15 protein-coding genes are annotated in these 19,047 nt (G+C 60.0%); 8 read left to right on the top strand and 7 right to left on the bottom strand.

The window, feature by feature from the left end; all coding sequences use genetic code 11:
• Positions 1 to 19: 19 nt before the first annotated feature.
• A complete protein-coding gene (gene ppsR / locus AC3IT6_RS08795) occupies positions 20 to 838 on the top strand; it encodes a posphoenolpyruvate synthetase regulatory kinase/phosphorylase PpsR (RefSeq protein ID WP_150724649.1) in 819 nt (272 codons plus the stop codon).
• Between the two features lie 150 nt (positions 839 to 988).
• On the opposite strand, the gene prpD is transcribed toward ppsR, so the two are convergent.
• The 6 genes from prpD to AC3IT6_RS08765 form a co-directional block, all read right to left on the bottom strand.
• Positions 989 to 2,473, bottom strand: a complete 1,485-nt coding sequence (prpD, locus tag AC3IT6_RS08790; protein WP_489354913.1) for a 2-methylcitrate dehydratase — start codon at positions 2,471 to 2,473, stop codon at positions 989 to 991.
• 203 nt (positions 2,474 to 2,676) lie between these two features.
• Complete coding sequence (gene prpF, locus AC3IT6_RS08785) at positions 2,677 to 3,879, bottom strand: 2-methylaconitate cis-trans isomerase PrpF (RefSeq protein ID WP_489354912.1); 1,203 nt, start codon at positions 3,877 to 3,879, stop codon at positions 2,677 to 2,679.
• A gap of 66 nt (positions 3,880 to 3,945) precedes the next feature.
• Positions 3,946 to 6,540, bottom strand: coding sequence for a Fe/S-dependent 2-methylisocitrate dehydratase AcnD (gene acnD, locus AC3IT6_RS08780; RefSeq protein WP_489354911.1), 2,595 nt, complete (start codon positions 6,538 to 6,540; stop codon positions 3,946 to 3,948).
• Positions 6,541 to 6,743: 203 nt separating this feature from the next.
• On the bottom strand, positions 6,744 to 7,871 hold the full coding sequence (prpC, locus tag AC3IT6_RS08775; RefSeq protein WP_489354910.1) for a bifunctional 2-methylcitrate synthase/citrate synthase: 1,128 nt from the start codon (positions 7,869 to 7,871) through the stop codon (positions 6,744 to 6,746).
• A gap of 42 nt (positions 7,872 to 7,913) precedes the next feature.
• Complete coding sequence (prpB, locus tag AC3IT6_RS08770; RefSeq protein ID WP_223462940.1) at positions 7,914 to 8,804, bottom strand: methylisocitrate lyase; 891 nt, start codon at positions 8,802 to 8,804, stop codon at positions 7,914 to 7,916.
• Positions 8,801 to 9,520 carry a GntR family transcriptional regulator gene (locus AC3IT6_RS08765; RefSeq protein ID WP_489354909.1) on the bottom strand — a complete coding sequence of 240 codons (720 nt, stop codon included), beginning with the start codon at positions 9,518 to 9,520 and terminating at the stop codon, positions 8,801 to 8,803. Before AC3IT6_RS08765 ends, prpB begins: the two co-directional genes overlap by 4 nt.
• Positions 9,521 to 9,817: 297 nt before the next feature.
• On the opposite strand from AC3IT6_RS08765, the gene rloA reads away from it, so the two are divergent.
• The 4 genes from rloA (at position 9,818) to pabB (ending at position 14,439) form a co-directional block, all read left to right on the top strand.
• The gene (gene rloA / locus AC3IT6_RS08760; protein ID WP_489354908.1) at positions 9,818 to 10,354 is read left to right on the top strand and encodes a retropepsin-like aspartic peptidase RloA; all 537 of its coding nucleotides are present in this window, start codon (positions 9,818 to 9,820) and stop codon (positions 10,352 to 10,354) included.
• Between the two features lie 5 nt (positions 10,355 to 10,359).
• On the top strand, positions 10,360 to 11,895 hold the full coding sequence (gene rloB, locus AC3IT6_RS08755) for an osmotic stress tolerance membrane protein RloB (RefSeq protein ID WP_489354907.1): 1,536 nt from the start codon (positions 10,360 to 10,362) through the stop codon (positions 11,893 to 11,895).
• On the top strand, positions 11,895 to 12,881 hold the full coding sequence (locus tag AC3IT6_RS08750; protein WP_489354906.1) for an alpha-L-glutamate ligase-like protein: 987 nt from the start codon (positions 11,895 to 11,897) through the stop codon (positions 12,879 to 12,881). Before rloB ends, AC3IT6_RS08750 begins: the two co-directional genes overlap by 1 nt.
• Before the next feature lie 214 nt (positions 12,882 to 13,095).
• Complete coding sequence (gene pabB / locus AC3IT6_RS08745) at positions 13,096 to 14,439, top strand: aminodeoxychorismate synthase component I (RefSeq protein WP_489354905.1); 1,344 nt, start codon at positions 13,096 to 13,098, stop codon at positions 14,437 to 14,439.
• Between the two features lie 99 nt (positions 14,440 to 14,538).
• Here the strand turns inward: pabB and thrH are convergent, their stop codons facing one another.
• A complete protein-coding gene (gene thrH, locus AC3IT6_RS08740) occupies positions 14,539 to 15,156 on the bottom strand; it encodes a bifunctional phosphoserine phosphatase/homoserine phosphotransferase ThrH (RefSeq protein WP_353742410.1) in 618 nt (205 codons plus the stop codon).
• A 173-nt stretch (positions 15,157 to 15,329) separates the two neighbouring features.
• On the opposite strand from thrH, the gene AC3IT6_RS08735 reads away from it, so the two are divergent.
• From AC3IT6_RS08735 to AC3IT6_RS08725, 3 genes are all read left to right on the top strand, one after another.
• Positions 15,330 to 16,070 (top strand): phosphoadenylyl-sulfate reductase, encoded by a 741-nt coding sequence (locus AC3IT6_RS08735; RefSeq protein WP_489354904.1) that lies wholly within the window; start codon positions 15,330 to 15,332, stop codon positions 16,068 to 16,070.
• Between the two features lie 566 nt (positions 16,071 to 16,636).
• Positions 16,637 to 18,178, top strand: coding sequence for an NCS1 family nucleobase:cation symporter-1 (locus tag AC3IT6_RS08730; protein ID WP_223447071.1), 1,542 nt, complete (start codon positions 16,637 to 16,639; stop codon positions 18,176 to 18,178).
• A 56-nt stretch (positions 18,179 to 18,234) separates the two neighbouring features.
• Complete coding sequence (locus AC3IT6_RS08725; RefSeq protein WP_489354903.1) at positions 18,235 to 18,963, top strand: aspartate/glutamate racemase family protein; 729 nt, start codon at positions 18,235 to 18,237, stop codon at positions 18,961 to 18,963.
• The last annotated feature ends 84 nt before the right edge of the window (positions 18,964 to 19,047 follow it).

The raw sequence follows: 19,047 nt of genomic DNA, 5'->3' as shown, positions 1-19,047 counted from the left end.
CTTAAGGCCCAAGGTGCAAATGAAACGATCTGCTTTCTTTATCTCCGATGGTACCGGCATTACCGCCGAAACCCTGGGTCAAAGCCTTTTGGCGCAGTTCGAAAACATTACCTTCAGCAAAGTCACGCGGCCGTACATCGACAACGTGGACAAAGCGCGGGCCATGGTACAACAAATCAACAAAGCCGCCGAAACAGACGGCTTCCGTCCGATTATCTTCGACACCATCGTCAATCAGGACATTCGTGAGATTCTCGCAACCTCGAATGGTTTCATGATCGACATTTTCTCGACGTTCCTGGCACCGCTTGAACAGGAACTGACCGAGCATTCTTCCTACACCGTGGGCAAATCCCACTCCATCGGCTCCAACACCAATTACATGGAGCGTATCGAAGCGGTGAACTTCGCCCTCGACAACGACGACGGCGCCCGCACGCACTATTACGACAAGGCCGACCTGATACTAGTGGGCGTGTCGCGATGTGGTAAGACGCCGACGTGCCTGTACATGGCCATGCAATTCGGTATCCGCGCAGCCAACTACCCGCTGACCGAAGACGACATGGAACGCCTGCAACTGCCGTCCGCCCTGCGCGCCCACCAGCACAAGCTGTTCGGCCTGACCATCGACCCGGACCGCCTCACCGCGATCCGCAACGAGCGCAAACCCAACAGCCGCTATTCGAGCTACGCCCAGTGCGAGTTCGAAGTGCGCGAGGTCGAGAACCTGTTCCGCCGCGCAAACATCCCGCACATCAACTCCACGCATTTTTCCGTGGAAGAAATCTCCGCGAAGATTCTCGTGGAGAAAGGTGTGGAGCGGCGGTTCAAATAGTTTTTCGGTGCCTGAGCTACCGCTTTCGCGAGCAAGCCCGCTCCCACACTGGATTTGCGCCGTACACAAATTTTGTGCGCACTGTAGATCCAATGTGGGAGCGGCGGTGCGGCGATCCGACTTGCTCGCGAAGAACGATAACGCGGTCTCCTAGATAACAAACAAATCCACAAACCGGTTCACCGGTGTCGCCTCAAGTTTTTGCTGATCCTTGCACAGCGCGAAAATCTCCTCGCTGCGCTGACCCGCGAATCGTGTCAGCAAGTTCGCCCTGAATTTCTCCTCCAGCAACGGAATACCTTCAGCCCGACGCCTACGATGCCCAATCGGGTATTCCACGACGACGTTTTCCGTGCTCGAACCGTCCTTGAAAAACACCTGCACCGCATTGGCAATCGAGCGCTTGTCGGCCTCCAGATATTCACGGGTGTAGCGCGGCTCTTCGACGATGACCATTTTCTCGCGCAGCACATCGATGATCGGATGCGCCTGGTGAAAATCGTCTTCGTAGTACTCCGCAACCAGGTTGCCGAAGGCCAGCGGCACGGCGGTCATGTACTGGATGCAGTGATCGCGGTCGGCGGCATTGGCCAGCGGACCGACCTTGGAAATGATGCGAATCGCTGACTCATGAGTGGTGATGACGATCCGGTCGATTTCGTGCAGACGATTGCGCACTTGCGGATGCAGGATCACCGCCGCTTCACACGCGGTTTGCGCGTGAAACTCGGCCGGGAAACTGATCTTGAACAGCACATTTTCCATCACATAACTGCCGTACGGCCGCGAGAAACTGAACCCGCGCTTGTCTTCAGGCTTGAGTGCCAGATCGCTATTAGTGTGGCTGAACAGTACGTCGTAAAAACCCCACTGCTTGGCACTCAATACGCCGGGGATGCCCATCTCGCCGCGCATCGCGATGTCAGCCAGGCGCACGCCACGGCTGGATGCATCACCTGCTGCCCAGGACTTTCGCGATCCGGCATTCGGCGCATGCCGATACGTGCGCAACGCCTGACCGTCAGCAAAAGCGTGGGACAACGCCGACAACAACTGCTCGCGATTGGCGCCCATCAGTTTGGCGGTGATCGCAGTCGAGGCGACCTTCACCAGGATGACGTGATCGAGGCCGACACGATTGAACGAGTTTTCCAGCGCGATCACGCCCTGAATCTCATGGGCCATGATCATCGCTTCAAGCACTGTACGCACGGTCAGCGGTGCCACGCCATTAGCCAGGTGCTTTTGTGATAAATGGTCGGCTACCGCGAGAATACCGCCGAGGTTGTCCGACGGATGCCCCCACTCGGCCGCGAGCCAGGTGTCGTTGTAGTCGAGCCAGCGCACAATGCAGCCGATGTCCCACGCCGCCTTCACCGGATCGAGTCGGTAACTGGTCCCCGGTACCCGGGCGCCGAACGGCACGACAGTACCTTCTACCACGGGCCCCAAATGCTTGGTGCACTCGGGAAAACGCAGGGCCAGCAAGCCGCAACCCAAGGTATCGATCAGGCAGTTGCGCGCGGTGTCCAGCGCTTGCGCGGACTCAATCTTGTAGTTCAGAACGTAGTCGGCAATATCCTGCAGGACCTGGTCGTAGTCGGGTCGGTTGTTCAGGTCGACGTTGGCGCTCATGTTCGATTCACTCTATGAAGTGGGTCGTTGATGGGACCTCGGTTCAGGGCATTCTCAGCGGGTTACTACTTTCTTGTTTTGGTATTGCATTCAAAATGTGGGAGCGGGCTTGCTCGCGAAGACGGTGTGTCAGTCGACATCAATATTGCCTGATTCACCGCCTTCGCGAGCAAGCCCGCTCCCACATTGGTCCCGTGTCTGGGTTAGAAGGAGTCACCCGGCACACGCACAAACCCTTCCATCAACACCCGCGCACTGCGGCTCATGATCGCCTTGTTCACGGTCCATTCGCCGTTGACCTGGCTGGCCTCGGCGCCGACGCGCAAGGTGCCGGACGGATGGCCGAAGCGCACCGCGTTGCGTTCGATACCGCCTGCCGCGATGTTCACCAGAGTGCCGGAAATCGCTGCCGCCGTACCGATCGCCACTGCCGCCGTGCCCATCATCGCGTGGTGCAACTTGCCCATGGACAGTGCACGCACCAGCAGGTCGACATCGCCTGCGGCAATCGCCTTGCCGCTGGACGCCACGTAGTCCGCCGGCTTGGCCACGAAGGCCACTTTTGGCGTGTGTTGGCGTTTCGCCGCTTCGTCGATGCTGGAAATCAGGCCCATGCGCAATGCGCCGTAAGCGCGGATGGTTTCGAACATCAGCAAGGCTTTCGGGTCGCCATTGATCGCACCCTGCAACTCGGTGCCCTTGTAGCCGATGTCTTCGGCATTGACGAAAATCGTCGGGATGCCAGCGTTGATCATGGTCGCCTTGAAGGTACCGACGCCGGGCACTTCCAGGTCATCCACGAGGTTGCCGGTAGGGAACATCGAACCGCCGCCGTCCTCCTCGTCCGCCGCCGGATCGAGGAACTCGATCTGCACTTCGGCCGCAGGGAAGGTCACGCCGTCGAGTTCGAAATCACCGGTTTCCTGCACTTCACCATTGGTGATCGGTACGTGAGCGATGATGGTCTTGCCGATGTTGGCCTGCCACACGCGAACCACCGCCACGCCGTTGTGCGGGATGCGGCTGGCATCCACCAGGCCATTGCTGACGGCGAACGAACCGACCGCCGCCGACAGGTTGCCGCAGTTACCGCTCCAGTCCACGAAGGGCTTGTCGATGGACACCTGACCGAACAGGTAATCGACATCGTGATCGGCCTTGATGCTTTTCGACAGGATCACGGTTTTGCTGGTGCTGGAGGTCGCGCCGCCCATGCCGTCGATTTGTTTGTCGTACGGATCGGGGCTGCCGATCACGCGCAACAGCAAAGCGTCGCGGGCCGGGCCCGGGACCTGTGCCGCTTCAGGCAAATCCTTCAGGCTGAAAAACACGCCTTTGCTGGTGCCGCCGCGCATGTAGGTGGCGGGTATCCTTATTTGCTTTGGAAAAGTAGCTACGTGAGCCATGGTGCTCGTTACTCCTGATCTGAAAACAGACACGGGACTCAAAGTCCCGTGTCTGCAAAGCGTGTGTTAAACGGCAACCGCCGATTCTTCGAGGAAGTCCTGAGCGAAGCGTTGCAGCACGCCACCGGCTTCGTAGATCGACACTTCTTCAGCGGTGTCGAGGCGGCAGGTCACCGGCACATCGACGCGTTCGCCGTTCTTGCGATGGATCACCAGCGTAAGGTCGGCACGTGGAGTGCGGTCGCCAATCACATCGTAGGTTTCGCTGCCGTCGATGGCCAGGGTGTGGCGGTTGGTGCCTGGTTTGAATTCCAGCGGCAACACGCCCATGCCCACCAGGTTAGTGCGGTGAATGCGCTCGAAACCTTCGGCGGCAATCGCCTCCACACCGGCCAGACGCACGCCCTTGGCCGCCCAGTCGCGGGACGAACCCTGGCCGTAGTCTTGACCCGCGATGATGATCAGCGGCTGCTTGCGATCCATGTAGGTCTCGATGGCTTCCCACATGCGCATCACTTTGCCTTCCGGCTCGACACGGGCCAACGAGCCCTGCTTGACCTTGCCGTTTTCCTGAACCATTTCGTTGAACAGTTTCGGGTTGGCGAAGGTCGCGCGCTGCGCGGTCAGGTGGTCACCACGGTGAGTCGCGTAAGAGTTGAAGTCCTCTTCCGGCAGGCCCATTTTCGCCAGGTATTCGCCGGCGGCGCTGTCGAGCATGATGGCGTTGGATGGTGACAGGTGATCGGTGGTGATGTTGTCCGGCAACACGGCCAGCGGACGCATGCCCTTGAGCGGACGGGCACCGGCCAATGCACCTTCCCAGTACGGCGGACGGCGGATGTAGGTACTCATCTCGCGCCACTCGTACAGCGGCGTAACTTTCGGGCCGGTGTCTTCGTGGATGGCGAACATCGGAATGTAGACCTGACGGAACTGCTCAGGCTTGACCGACGCCTTGACCACTGCGTCGATTTCTTCGTCGCTCGGCCAGATGTCTTTCAGGCGGATTTCCTTGCCTTCCACCACGCCCAGCACATCTTTTTCGATGTCGAAACGGATGGTACCGGCGATGGCGTAAGCAACGACCAATGGCGGCGACGCGAGGAACGCCTGCTTGGCGTACGGGTGAATCCGCCCGTCGAAGTTACGGTTACCGGACAGCACCGCCGTGGCGTACAGGTCGCGATCAATGATCTCTTGCTGGATCACCGGGTCCAGTGCACCGGACATGCCGTTGCAAGTGGTGCAGGCGAAAGCCACGACGCCGAAACCGAGCTGGTCCAGTTCTTTAGTCAAACCGGCTTCATCGAGATACAGCGCCACGGTTTTCGAACCCGGTGCCAGGGACGACTTGACCCATGGCTTGCGGGTCAGGCCGAGCTTGTTGGCGTTGCGCGCCAGCAAGCCGGCAGCAATCACGTTGCGCGGGTTGCTGGTGTTGGTGCAACTGGTGATGGCGGCGATGATCACCGCGCCGTCCGGCATCTGGCCAGGCACGTCTTCCCATTGGCCGGAGATGCCTTTGGCTGCCAGATCCGACACCGCGACACGAGCGTGCGGGTTGCTCGGGCCGGCCATGTTGCGCACAACCGAGGACAGGTCGAAGGTCAGGCCGCGCTCGTATTGCGCGCCTTTGAGGCTGTCCGCCCACAGGCCAACCTGTTTGGCGTAATTCTCGACCAACTGCACCTGCTCGTCTTCACGGCCGGTGAGCTTGAGGTAGTCGATGGTTTGCTGGTCGATGTAGAACATCGCCGCGGTGGCGCCGTATTCCGGAGCCATGTTGGAAATGGTTGCGCGGTCGCCCAGGGTCAGCTTTGACGCGCCTTCGCCGAAGAATTCCAGCCATGCGCCAACCACTTTTTGCTTGCGCAGGAACTCGGTCAGCGCCAGCACCATGTCGGTGGCGGTGATGCCCGGTTGCAGCTTGCCAGTCAGTTCGACGCCAACGCTTTCCGGCAGACGCATCCACGATGCGCGGCCGAGCATCACGCTTTCGGCTTCGAGACCACCGACACCGATGGCGATCACGCCCAACGCATCGACGTGCGGGGTGTGGCTGTCGGTGCCGACGCAGGTATCAGGGAAGGCCACGCCGTCACGCACCTGGATCACCGGAGACATTTTCTCCAGGTTGATCTGGTGCATGATGCCGTTGCCCGGCGGGATCACGTCGACGTTCTTGAACGCCTTCTTGGTCCAGTTGATGAAGTGGAAACGGTCTTCGTTGCGACGGTCTTCGATGGCGCGGTTCTTCTCGAACGCCTCTGGATCGAAACCACCGCGCTCGACGGCCAGGGAGTGGTCGACGATCAGTTGCGTCGGCACCACCGGGTTGACTTGCGCAGGATCGCCGCCTTGCAGGGCGATGGCGTCACGCAGGCCGGCGAGATCGACCAGCGCGGTCTGGCCGAGAATGTCGTGGCACACCACGCGGGCCGGGAACCACGGGAAGTCGAGGTCGCGTTTGCGCTCGATGAATTGCTTCAGGGATTCGGTGAGCGTGGCCGGGTCGCAGCGACGCACAAGGTTTTCCGCCAGCACACGGGAGGTGTACGGCAGGGTGTCGTAGGCGCCAGGCTGGATCGCCTCGACTGCCGCGCGGACGTCGAAGTAATCCAGGTGGCTGCCGGGCAGCGATTTGCGGAATTCAGTGTTCATCGTCAGGACTCGGTCACGGTAGTTACAAAAGGTGGGGCCTGGTACCAGACTTGAATTGAACACAATCCACTGTGGGAGCGAGCTTGCTCGCGATAGCGATGTAACTGGCGACATTGATGTTGAATGTCAGCCCGTCATCGCGAGCAAGCTCGCTCCCACAGGGATCTGCGTTGATTTCAGATCCCGGTGCCGACCTCCACCATTCAGCGTTGTTCGATTGGTACGAACTTGCGCTGTTCAACGCCGGTGTACTCGGCGCTTGGACGGATGATGCGGTTGTTGGCACGTTGTTCGTACACGTGGGCGGCCCAGCCGGTCAGGCGCGAGCAGACGAAGATCGGTGTGAACAACTTGGTCGGGATGCCCATGAAGTGGTACGCCGAGGCATGGTAGAAGTCGGCGTTCGGGAACAGTTTCTTCTGTTCCCACATGGTCTTGTCGATGGCTTCGGACACCGGAAACAACACCTTGTCGCCCACTTCGTCAGCAAGCTTTTTCGACCAGCCCTTGATCACCTCGTTGCGCGGATCGTTGTCCTTATAGATCGCGTGGCCGAAGCCCATGATCTTGTCCTTGCGCTCGAGCATGCCGAGGGTGCCCTTGATCGCGTCTTCCGGCGACGAGAAGCGCTCGATCATTTCCATCGCCGCTTCGTTGGCGCCGCCGTGCAGCGGGCCGCGCAGCGATCCGATGGCCGCGGTGATGCACGAATACAGGTCGGACAGGGTCGACGCGCAAACACGTGCGGTGAAGGTCGACGCGTTGAACTCGTGCTCCGCGTAGAGGATCAGCGAAACGTTCATCACCTTCACGTGCAACTCGCTCGGCTTCTTGCCGTGCAGCAGGTGCAGGAAGTGGCCGCCAATGGACGGCTCGTCGCTCACGCAATCGATGCGCTTGCCTTCGTGGCTGAAGCGATACCAGTAGGTCATGATCGCCGGGAACGCGGCCAGCAGGCGGTCGGTCTTGTCGTGTTGCTCGGAGAAGTTGTTCTCCGGCTCCAGGTTACCCAGGAACGAGCAGCCGGTGCGCATCACGTCCATCGGGTGGACGTCGGCGGGGATGCGTTCCAGCACTTCTTTCAGCGCTTGCGGCAGGTCACGCAGCTTGCTCAGCTTGGCGATGTAGGCTGCAAGTTGCGCTTTGCTCGGCAGCTCGCCGTACAGCAGCAGGTAGGCAACTTCTTCGAACTGCGCGTCTGCCGCCAGTTCACGAACGTCATAACCACGATAGGTCAGACCGGCACCCGACTGGCCCACGGTGGACAGTGCGGTTTGCCCGGCAACCTGGCCACGGAGCCCGGCGCCACTGAGTACTTTTGCTTCGGCCATTTTTGCCTCCAATTTCTTGAATTTATTAGGGAGTTATTCGACTTACTTCTTCGCGGCGAACAACGCATCGAGCTTCTGCTCGAAGGTGTGGTAGTCGATGCGATCGTAAAGCTCCATGCGGGTCTGCATGGTGTCGATGACGTTCTGTTGCGTGCCATCGCGACGGATCGCGGTGTAGACGTTTTCCGCAGCCTTGTTCATGGCGCGGAACGCCGACAGCGGGTACAGCACCAGGGATACGTCGGCAGCGGCCAGCTGTTCGGTGGTGTATAGCGGCGTCGCGCCGAACTCGGTGATGTTGGCCAGGATCGGCGCTTTCACGCGGCTGGCGAACAGTTTGTACATATCCAGTTCGGTGATGGCTTCCGGGAACACCATGTCGGCGCCGGCCTCGATGCACGCGGCAGCGCGATCCAGGGCAGACTCCAGGCCTTCCACCGCCAGGGCGTCGGTACGGGCCATGATCACGAAGCTGTCATCGGTACGGGCATCGACGGCGGCCTTGATGCGGTCGACCATTTCCTGCTGGGTCACGATTTCCTTGTTAGGACGGTGACCGCAGCGCTTGGCGCCGACCTGGTCTTCGATGTGAATCGCTGCGGCGCCAAACTTGATCATCGACTTGACGGTGCGAGCGACGTTGAACGCCGAGGAACCGAAACCGGTGTCCACGTCCACCAGCAGCGGCAGGTCGCAAACATCGGTGATACGGCGCACGTCGGTCAGCACGTCATCCAGGCCGGTGATGCCCAGGTCCGGCACGCCGAGGGAGCCGGCAGCCACCCCGCCACCCGACAGGTAGATCGCCTTGAAACCGGCGCGCTTGGCCAGCAGCGCATGGTTGGCGTTGATCGCGCCGACCACTTGCAATGGATGCTCGCTGGCGACCGCATCGCGGAAACGCTGGCCTGGAGTGCTCTTGTTCAAACTCATGACTCACCTCGTTTGGCTGTCGGGTTAGCGCCGTCCTGGTAATGACGGGCGATGTTGCGTTTGGAGGCGCCGATGTGACGGCGCATCAACAACTCGGCCAGTTCACCGTCACGGTCGGCAATGGCATCGAGAATTCGGTGGTGCTCGGCGAACGCCTGGTGCGGGCGATTGGGCGTGGTGGAAAACTGGATGCGGTACATGCGCACCAGTTGATACAGCTCGCCGCAGAGCATTTGGGTCAGCGTGCGGTTGCCGCTGCCCTGGATGATTCGGTAATGGAAGTCGAAATCGCCTTCCTGCTGGTAGTAGCCTCTCCCGGCCTGAAACGCCTCATCGCGCTCGTGGGTTTCCAGGACCCGACGCAGTTCGTCGATTTCTTCAAGGCTCATGCGCTCGGCGGCCAGGCGGCAGGCCATGCCCTCCAGGGATTCGCGGATTTCGTATAGTTCAATCAGTTCGGCGTGATTGAGCGACACCACCCGTGCGCCGACATGCGGCACGCGAACCAGCAGGCGCTGGCCTTCCAGACGGTGGATGGCCTCGCGCAGCGGGCCACGGCTGATGCCGTAGGTGCGCGCCAGTTCCGGTTCGGAGATTTTGCTGCCCGGCGCGATATCGCCTTTGACGATAGCCGCCTGAATGCGTCGGAAGACATTCTCGGAAAGCGTCTCCGAATCGTCTTGCGTTGAAACCGGGGGATCGAGTTGATCCAGCATATTGTCGACACCTTGTGAGCCAATGCCGTAAAAACTAACGAATACAGGCGCATCAGTCAAAGGATAAATAGATATTGTCGACAATCTTCTGATAACCGGTTGCACCATAACGAAGCAACCCGTCTATTTATAGCCACCGGCCAGCGCTGGCGCCATCAAACCACCGTGCTAGAATGCCGCCCGCATTTGTTTGTCACATCTGCACTGCCTGTCATAAAACCCTGACAGGCATACGAGGGAGCTTGCGCAGCGATGCCAGGGCCTTGAATCAAGTCGGACCGCTGCGCACCAGGATTTATGAGACTCAAGCCCCTCCCCACCTTCCTTTATTTCCTTTGCCTGCCCGGCTTCGCAATGGCCGGGGAAAAGACCGTGTATGGCCTCAATGAGTACGCATCGCTCAATGGCATCGATCTGGAAGTGGCGGCCAAACTCGACACCGGGGCGAAAACCGCTTCCCTGAGTGCACGGGATATCAAACGCTTCAAACGCAACGGCGAGTCGTGGGTACGTTTTTACCTGGCCATCGACGCCGCCCATTCGCACCCGATCGAACGCCCGCTGGCCCGTGTCAGCAAGATCAAGCGCCGGGCCGGCGACTACGACCCGGAGGAAGGCAAGAAGTACACCGCCCGCCCGGTGATCGAACTGGACATCTGCATGGGCTCGGCCCTGCGCAGCATCGAAGTGAACCTGACTGACCGCAGCGCGTTCCAATATCCGCTCCTGATTGGCTCCGAAGCACTCAAGCGCTTCGATGCACTGGTTGACCCCAGCCTTAAATATGCTGCCGGCAAGCCCGCCTGCACCACCGACGCTCATACCGCCGAGTAATTCAAATGCGCTCTCTTACCCTTCACCTGAAACTGCTGATCGCCATCCTGGTGGTGCTGGGCATTTCAGTTACGGCCTATCAGATCTTCGTCCTGGGCATCCCGGTGACCGAAGACGCCACCGACGACCTGTGGAACATCGACGCCAAGGTCGAGTTCGTCGCCAGTGCCAAGGATCCGGTCAAGATCCAGATGTTCGTGCCGCCGCTGAGCCGCGACTTCGTCAGCCTCAACGAGAGCTTCATCTCCAACAACTACGGCGTGGCCGTGAACCGGGTCGACGGCAACCGCAAGGTCACCTGGTCGGCACGTCGGGCCAAAGGCAATCAGACGCTGTATTACCGCCTGGTGCTGACCAAGCGTTATTCCGGCGAGAAAGCCAAGATCAAAGGCCCGACCTTTCGCGACAGCATGACTATCGAAGGCCCGGAAAAAATCGCCGCCGAAGCCCTGCTCGCACCGATTCGCCAACACTCGGCCGACGTCGAAACCTTCGTCGGCGAAGCCATCAAGCGGGTCAACAACCTCAACGACGACAACGTGAAACTGCTGCTGGCCGGTGATCCATCTGCGGCGCACAAGGCGAAAATCGTCGAGTTGCTGCTGTCCATCGCCCACGTACCGATCGAGAAGGTCCACACCATCCGCCTGGTGGCCGACCAGCCGCAAATACCGGAACTGTGGCTGCGCAGTTTCAATGGCACCGACTGGCTGTACTTCAACCCGGAATCCGGTGAACAGGGCCTGCCGACCGACCGCCTACTGTGGTGGAGCGGCGATGAAAACCTGATCACCGTCGATGGCGGCAAGAAAGCCAACGTGACCTTCAGCCTGAACAACAGCGAAATGAACGCCATTCGCCTGGCCAAGCTGACCGACGAAAACACCGACGCCAACTTCCTCGAATATTCGCTGTACGGCCTGCCGCTGCAGACCCAGCAGACCTTCATGATCATGGTGATGATCCCGATCGGCGTGCTGGTGATCCTGATCCTGCGCAACCTGATCGGCATCCAGACCCTGGGCACCTTCACCCCGGTACTGATCGCCCTGGCCTTCCGCGAAACCCAGCTCGGTTTCGGTATCGTGCTGTTTACCATCATCACGACGCTGGGCCTGTCGCTGCGCTCCTATCTCGAACACCTGAAACTGCAAATGCTACCGAGGCTGTCGGTGGTGCTGACGTTCGTGGTGGTGCTGATTGCGGCGATCAGCCTGCTCAGCCATAAGCTCGGCCTGGAACGTGGCTTGTCGGTGGCGCTGTTCCCGATGGTGATCCTGACCATGACCATCGAACGCCTGTCGATCACCTGGGAAGAACGCGGCGGTGGCCATGCCATGAAAGTGGCCATCGGCACGCTATTTGCCGCGTCCCTGGCGCACTTGATCATGAGCGTGCCGGAACTGGTGTACTTCGTGTTCACTTTCCCGGCGATCCTGCTGATCCTGGTGGGCTTCATGCTGGCCATGGGTCGTTATCGCGGTTATCGCCTGACCGAGCTGGTGCGTTTCAAGGCCTTCCTGAAAAAGGCTGACGCCTGATGTTCGGCTACTGGAAGACCTGGAAGGCCCTGGAAGCCCGGGGCATCATGGGGATCAATCGGCGCAACGCAGACTACGTGCTCAAGTACAACAAGCGCAGCCTGTACCCGATCGTCGATGACAAGATCATCACCAAGGAGCGTGCCATCGCCGCCGGCATCCATGTGCCGGAGCTGTATGGCGTGATCTCCACCGAGAAGGAAATCGACAATCTCGAAGAGATCATCGGCGCACGCAGTGACTTCGTGATCAAACCGGCCCAGGGCGCTGGCGGTGATGGCATCCTGGTCATCGCCGACCGCTTTGAGGGGCGTTATCGCACAGTGTCCGGCCGGATCATCAGCCATGAAGAAATCGAGCATCAGGTTTCCAGTATCCTGACCGGCCTGTACTCCCTGGGCGGTCACCGCGACCGGGCGCTGATCGAATACCGGGTGATTCCGGACCAGATCTTCAAGAGCATCAGCTATGAAGGCGTGCCGGACATTCGCATCATTGTGTTGATGGGCTACCCGGTGATGGCCATGTTGCGCCTGCCGACGCGCCAGTCCAACGGCAAGGCCAACCTGCACCAGGGCGCCATCGGTGTCGGCGTGGACCTGGCCACCGGCCTGACCCTGCGCGGCACCTGGCTGAACAACATCATCAACAAACACCCGGACACCACGAACGCAGTGGATGGCGTGCAACTGCCCTACTGGGACGGTTTCATGAAACTCGCCGCTGGCTGTCATGAGTTGTGTGGCTTGGGCTATATCGGTGTCGACATGGTCCTGGACCAGGAAAAAGGCCCGCTGATCCTGGAGCTCAATGCACGGCCGGGGCTGAATATCCAGATTGCCAATGACTGCGGCCTGACGCTGCGTACTCATGCGGTCGAGGCGCGGCTGGAAGACCTCAAGGCTCGTGGCGTGACTGAATCGGTCGAAGAGCGCGTGGCGTTTGTGCAGGAGATGTTTGGGCATATTCCTGCGGTCGAAGGCTGATCCGAAACAGAGTTGCGCCTATCGCGAGCAAGCTCGCTCCCACAAGGACGGCGCCATCCCCTGTGGGAGCGAGCTTGCTCGCGATAGCGGTTTCACAGTCACCGCAACCCTCAATCCCACCCCCAATCTGCCAATCCCAGACATCCCCTCTAGGAGCAAATCCCCGAGAGGACTACAATCGCCACCCCGCCTCAATGGCTGATCTCCCCCGCCCATGTTGACCTGTTCCGTACACCCGTTGCCCTATCGCGCCAACCCCGCCGAATACTTCGCGGCGATTCGCCATGCCCCCGGCGCCGTCCTGCTCGACAGTGGGCGCCCCAGCGCCGACCGCGGTCGCTATGACCTGCTCAGCGCCTGGCCGCTGGAGCAACTGACGGTATCGCCCGACGAAAGTGGCGACGCTTTCCTGCAACGCCTGCGCGATAACCTGACACGCTTGGGTGAAGCCACTCTACCGGCATCTTATGAGTTGCCGTTTGCCGGTGGATTGATCGGCTACCTGAGTTACGACTTCGGCCGACATCTGGAGCGCCTGCCGAGCCAGGCCCGTGACGACCTGCATCTGCCGGACGCACGTTTCGGCTTGTACGGCTGGGCATTGATCAGCGATCACTTTTCGCAGACCAGTCAATTGGTGTTCCACCCGACTCTGCCCGACAGCGAGCGTCAGCGCCTGATCGAGCTGTTCAGCCAGTCAGCGCCAGAAGTGGTCGCGCCCTTCAAGCTGCTTACCCCGATGACTGCCGAGTTGAGCATCGATGAGTATCAACAGGCCATCGAGCGCATCCAGCAGTACATTCAGGCCGGCGACTGTTATCAGGTCAATTTCGCCCAACGGTTTCGCGCACCCTGCCAGGGTGATCCGTGGGTCGCTTACTGCGCACTGCGCGCAGCATGCCCGACGCCTTTTTCCGGCTTCCAGAGTTTGCCTGACGGCGATGCCGTACTCAGCCTGTCGCCGGAACGCTTCGTCAAAGTCAGCCAGGGCCATGTGGAAACCCGCCCGATCAAGGGCACCCGCCCGCGGGGCCTGACGCCTGAGCAAGACACCGCGAACGCCGCCGAACTGCTGGCCAGCCCCAAGGACCGCGCGGAAAACCTGATGATCGTCGACCTGCTACGCAATGACCTCGGTCGTACCTGCCGCACGGGTTCGGTACGGGTGCCGGAATTGTTCAGCCTGGAAAGCTATCCGAACGTGCACCACCTGGTGAGCAGCGTCACCGGTGAACTGGCGGATGACCGCGATGCCCTGGACCTGATCGCTGGCAGCTTCCCGGGCGGCTCGATTACCGGTGCGCCAAAGATTCGCGCCATGCAGATCATCGATGAGCTGGAACCGACCCGGCGCGGACTGTATTGCGGTTCGTTGGTCTACCTGGACGTGCGCGGCGAGATGGACAGCTCCATCGCCATCCGTAGTTTGCTGGTCAAGGACGGGCAGGTGTGTTGTTGGGGCGGTGGCGGGATTGTTGCGGACTCGGAGTGGCAGGCTGAGTATCAGGAATCGATTACCAAGGTGAAGGTGTTGCTCGATACACTGCAAAACCTTTAAAAGCTTCGTCGGATCGCCGCCCGGAGCAAGCCCGCTCCCACAGGTGATCACCGATCCCTGTGGGAGCGGGCTTGCCCGCGAAGGCGTCAGATCAGACGACTACACACTCAGAGTCCGGTTCGAAGCCTTGATGAACTCCTGCTTCAACGCTTCAAACGTATGCACCGCCGGGAACTGCGGGAACTGCGCAATCACGTTGTCCGGCGCATGGAACAGAATCCCGGCATCGGCCTCGCCCAGCATCGTGGTGTCGTTGTAGGAATCACCCGCCGCGATCACGCGGTAGTAGAGGCTCTTGAAGGCCAGGACCGACTGACGTTTTGGATCTTTCTGACGCAGTTGATAGTCAGTGACTCGCCCGCTGTCGTCAGTAATCAGACGATGGCAGAGCAAGGTCGGGAAGCCCAGCTGGCGCATCAGCGGCTGGGAGAACTCATAGAAAGTGTCCGACAGGATCACCACCTGGAAGCGTTCGCGCAGCCAGTCGACGAACTCGATGGCGCCGTCCAGCGGCTTGAGCGTGGCGATCACTTCCTGAATGTCGGAGAGCTTCAGGCCGTGTTCGTCCAGAATCCGCAGGCGCTGCTTCATCAGCACGTCGTAGTCGGGAATGTCCCGGGTGGTGGCCCTGAGGGATTCGATCCCGGTTTTTTCGGCGAAGGCGATCCAGATTTCCGGAACCAGCACACCTTCAAGATCCAGACAGGCAATTTCCACAAGACACTCCCATTTGTATTGATTATTGAGTCGAGCGAGCAAAAAGACTGCCGAACTCTAGCGACTCGGGCCTGCCTGCGCAACGCAGAGGATGCCCCGGCCCGTGCAGCTTTTTGTTACCATCGACCCCATATAGAGCGCCCAGCGCCACCGACCTGTAGGAAGCCGCCCTGATGAGCCCAACGTTCGACGTCGTGGAACTCGCCACGACCTATGCCAACAAATCCGCCCAGGACATTCTGAAACTCGCTTTTGCCGAGTTCGGCGATGACCTGTGGATATCTTTCAGCGGCGCCGAGGATGTGGTGCTGGTGGACATGGCCTGGAAGCTGAACAAGAACGTCAAGGTGTTCAGCCTCGACACCGGCCGCCTGCACCCCGAGACCTACCGCTTCATCGATCAGGTGCGCGAGCACTACAAGATCGACATCGAACTGGTGTCGCCGGACCACACCAAACTCGAACCGTTCGTGAAGGAAAAAGGCCTGTTCAGTTTCTACAAGGACGGTCATGGCGAATGCTGCGGCATCCGCAAGATCGAGCCACTGCGCCGCAAGCTGTCCGGCGTGAAAGCCTGGGCCACCGGCCAGCGCCGGGACCAGAGCCCCGGCACCCGCAGCACCGTCGCGGTGATGGAAATCGACACCGCGTTCTCCACCCCGGAACGCACCTTGTACAAGTTCAACCCGCTGGCACAAATGACCAGCGAAGAGATCTGGGGCTACATCCGCATGCTGGAACTGCCGTACAACAGCCTGCACGAACGCGGCTTCATCAGCATCGGCTGCGAACCCTGCACCCGCCCGGTTCTGCCGAACCAGCATGAGCGTGAAGGCCGTTGGTGGTGGGAAGAAGCGACGCAGAAGGAATGCGGGCTGCATGCGGGGAATATCATCAGCAAGTCGAAAGACTGATCCCAAGCCTTGTGAAATCCCCCCTGTGGGAGCGGGCTTGCTCGCGAAGGCGGTGTATCAGTCAGTAAATACATCGACTGACACGACGCCTTCGCGAGCAAGCCCGCTCCCACATTGCTCATGTGTCAGCCCACAAAAAATGTGTACACACAAATGTCACCATCGGTGCCATTTGTGTGTGCACTTTTAGTTTCAGCGCCCCAAAAAGTTACATCTCTTTTCCCATCACCTCGCCTGCATCCACTCTCAAAAAATAAATACCTGTTCAATCGGTCAGTTTAAATCTTCTATTTTTCAGTCAGTTATTCGTTTTCTATAACAAAATGAAATGAGCACTGGTTTTTATAGAATCGCGACTGGCACAGATCTGGCTTAAGTGCATACATGTTTTGTATACAATCAAATCAAAACATACACACACTTTAGATCCGCAAGCCTGAAGCGCCCTATCCCGTACAGGCTGCAGATGCCCCGTAACCAATGATATTCGCCACCCGCGACGAAGATTTGTCGAGCCAACGCTCATGCACAGTCATCGCGGCGTCGAGCATCAGGAGCCTGCCGGAATGCGTACTAGTCTCTCCAATAACAACATCGCGCTGGATCTACCCTCCTCCCATTCCACCCACACCGCCGACAATCAGGCGCATCAAGCCCCCGTGGTGCTCAGCCCCCGACTGCACAACAAGGACCTGGCACCGACCAAGTCCGAAGGCAGGCGCTGGGGCCGCTACAGTATCTTTGCCCTGTGGACCAACGACGTTCACAACATTGCCAACTACTCGTTTGCCATCGGCCTGTATGCCCTGGGCCTGGGTGGCTGGCAGATCCTGTTGTCCCTGGGGATCGGCGCGGCGCTGGTTTATTTCTTCATGAACCTGTCTGGCTACATGGGCCAGAAAACCGGGGTGCCGTTTCCGGTCATCAGCCGGATCAGTTTCGGCATACACGGTGCGCAGATCCCTGCATTGATCCGCGCCGTGATCGCCATCGCCTGGTTCGGCATTCAGACGTACCTTGCGTCCGTGGTCTTTCGCGTGTTGTTGACGGCGGTCCATCCCGGGTTCGCCGACTACGACCACGACTCGATCCTCGGTCTGTCGACCCTGGGCTGGGTGTGTTTCGTCGCGATCTGGTTCGTGCAACTGGCGATCCTTGCCTATGGCATGGAGATGGTGCGGCGCTACGAGGCATTTGCCGGCCCGGTGATTCTGCTGACCGTCGCCGCCCTCGCCGCGTGGATGTACACCCAGGCCGATGCGACCATCGCCTGGTCGATCCGTGAGCCGCTGACTGGCGGTGAGATGTGGCGCAACATCTTTGCCGGTGGCGCATTGTGGCTGGCGATCTACGGCACCTTGATCCTCAACTTCTGCGACTTCGCCCGCTCTTCGCCGTGCCGTAAAACCATCAAGGTCGGAAATTTCTGGGGCTTGCCGGTGAATATCCTGGTGTTCGCCAGCATCACGGTCCTGCTGTGCGGTGCGCAATTTCAGATCAATGGCCGGATCATCGAAAGCCCGACCGAAATCATCGCCTCGATCCCCAACACCTTCTTCCTGGTGCTCGGCTGCCTGGCGTTCCTGATCGTCACCGTGGCGGTGAATATCATGGCCAACTTCGTCGCCCCGGCGTTCGTGCTCAGCAACCTGGCGCCCAAGTACCTGACCTTCCGCCGCGCCGGCCTGATCAGCGCGACCATCGCCGTGCTGATCCTGCCGTGGAACCTCTACAACAGTCCGCTGGTGATCGTGTATTTCCTGTCCGGCCTCGGTGCCCTGCTCGGCCCGTTGTACGGGGTGATCATGGTCGACTACTGGCTGGTTCGAAAAGGCCAGGTCAATGTGCCGCAGTTGTACAGCGAAGACCCGAACGGCCCTTATTACTACAGCCGCGGGGTCAATTTGCGCGCCGTGGCGGCGTTCATTCCCGCCGCCCTGATCGCCATCGTCCTGGCCCTGGTGCCGGGGTTCCACAGCGTATCGCCGTTCTCCTGGCTGATTGGTGCCGGCATCGCCGGGATGCTCTACCTGATCATCGCCAAGCGCCAACCGCACTACGCCGATGTCAGCGGCGAAGCCATCGCGGTCGACAACGTCAGCCATTAACTCCATGGCGGCCCGGCAATGTCGGGCCGCAGAACCATCCGCAATAAGGACTTTCCATGCGCATTCTCGTGGTCAACGTCAACACCACCGAATCCATCACCCAGGCCATCGCCCGCTCGGCGCAAGCCGTCGCGTCGCCCGGCACGAAAATCGTCGGCCTCACCCCGCACTTCGGCGCCGACTCCATTGAAGGCAATTTCGAGAGTTACCTGGCGGCCATCGCGGTCATGGACCGGGTGATGTCCTACGACCAGCCGTTCGACGCCGTGATCCAGGCCGGCTACGGCGAACACGGCCGTGAAGGCTTGCAGGAATTGCTCAACGTGCCAGTGGTGGACATCACCGATGCCGCCGCCAGCACGGCGATGTTCCTTGGTCACGCCTATTCCGTGGTCACCACTCTCGACCGCACCGTGCCGCTGATCGAAGATCGCCTCAAACTCTCCGGCCTCTGGGACCGTTGCGCCTCGGTACGGGCCAGTGGTTTGGCCGTGCTGGAACTGGAGCACGAACCGCAGCGCGCACTGGAGGCCATCGTGCATCAGGCCGAACTGGCGGTGACCCAGGACAAGGCCGAAGTGATTTGCCTGGGCTGCGGCGGCATGGCCGGACTGGACGAGCAGATTCGCCGGCGTACCGGGGTACCGGTGGTGGATGGGGTGACGGCGGCGGTGACCATTGCCGAATCATTGGTGCGCCTGGGGCTGTCGACGTCGAAAGTGCGGACTTACGCAACTCCGCGGCCGAAAAACATCATTGGCTGGCCGGCGCGGTTTGCCCGTTAAGTTCGCAACTGTTGACCGAGTTGCCCCCTTCGCGAGCAAGCCCGCTCCCACAATGGATCTGTTGTGAACACAATATCTGTATTC

The organism is Pseudomonas sp. KH_017, from assembly GCF_057840285.1.
Note: the sequence above shows the minus strand (reverse complement) of the source record. Positions and strands in the feature narration are given on the sequence as shown.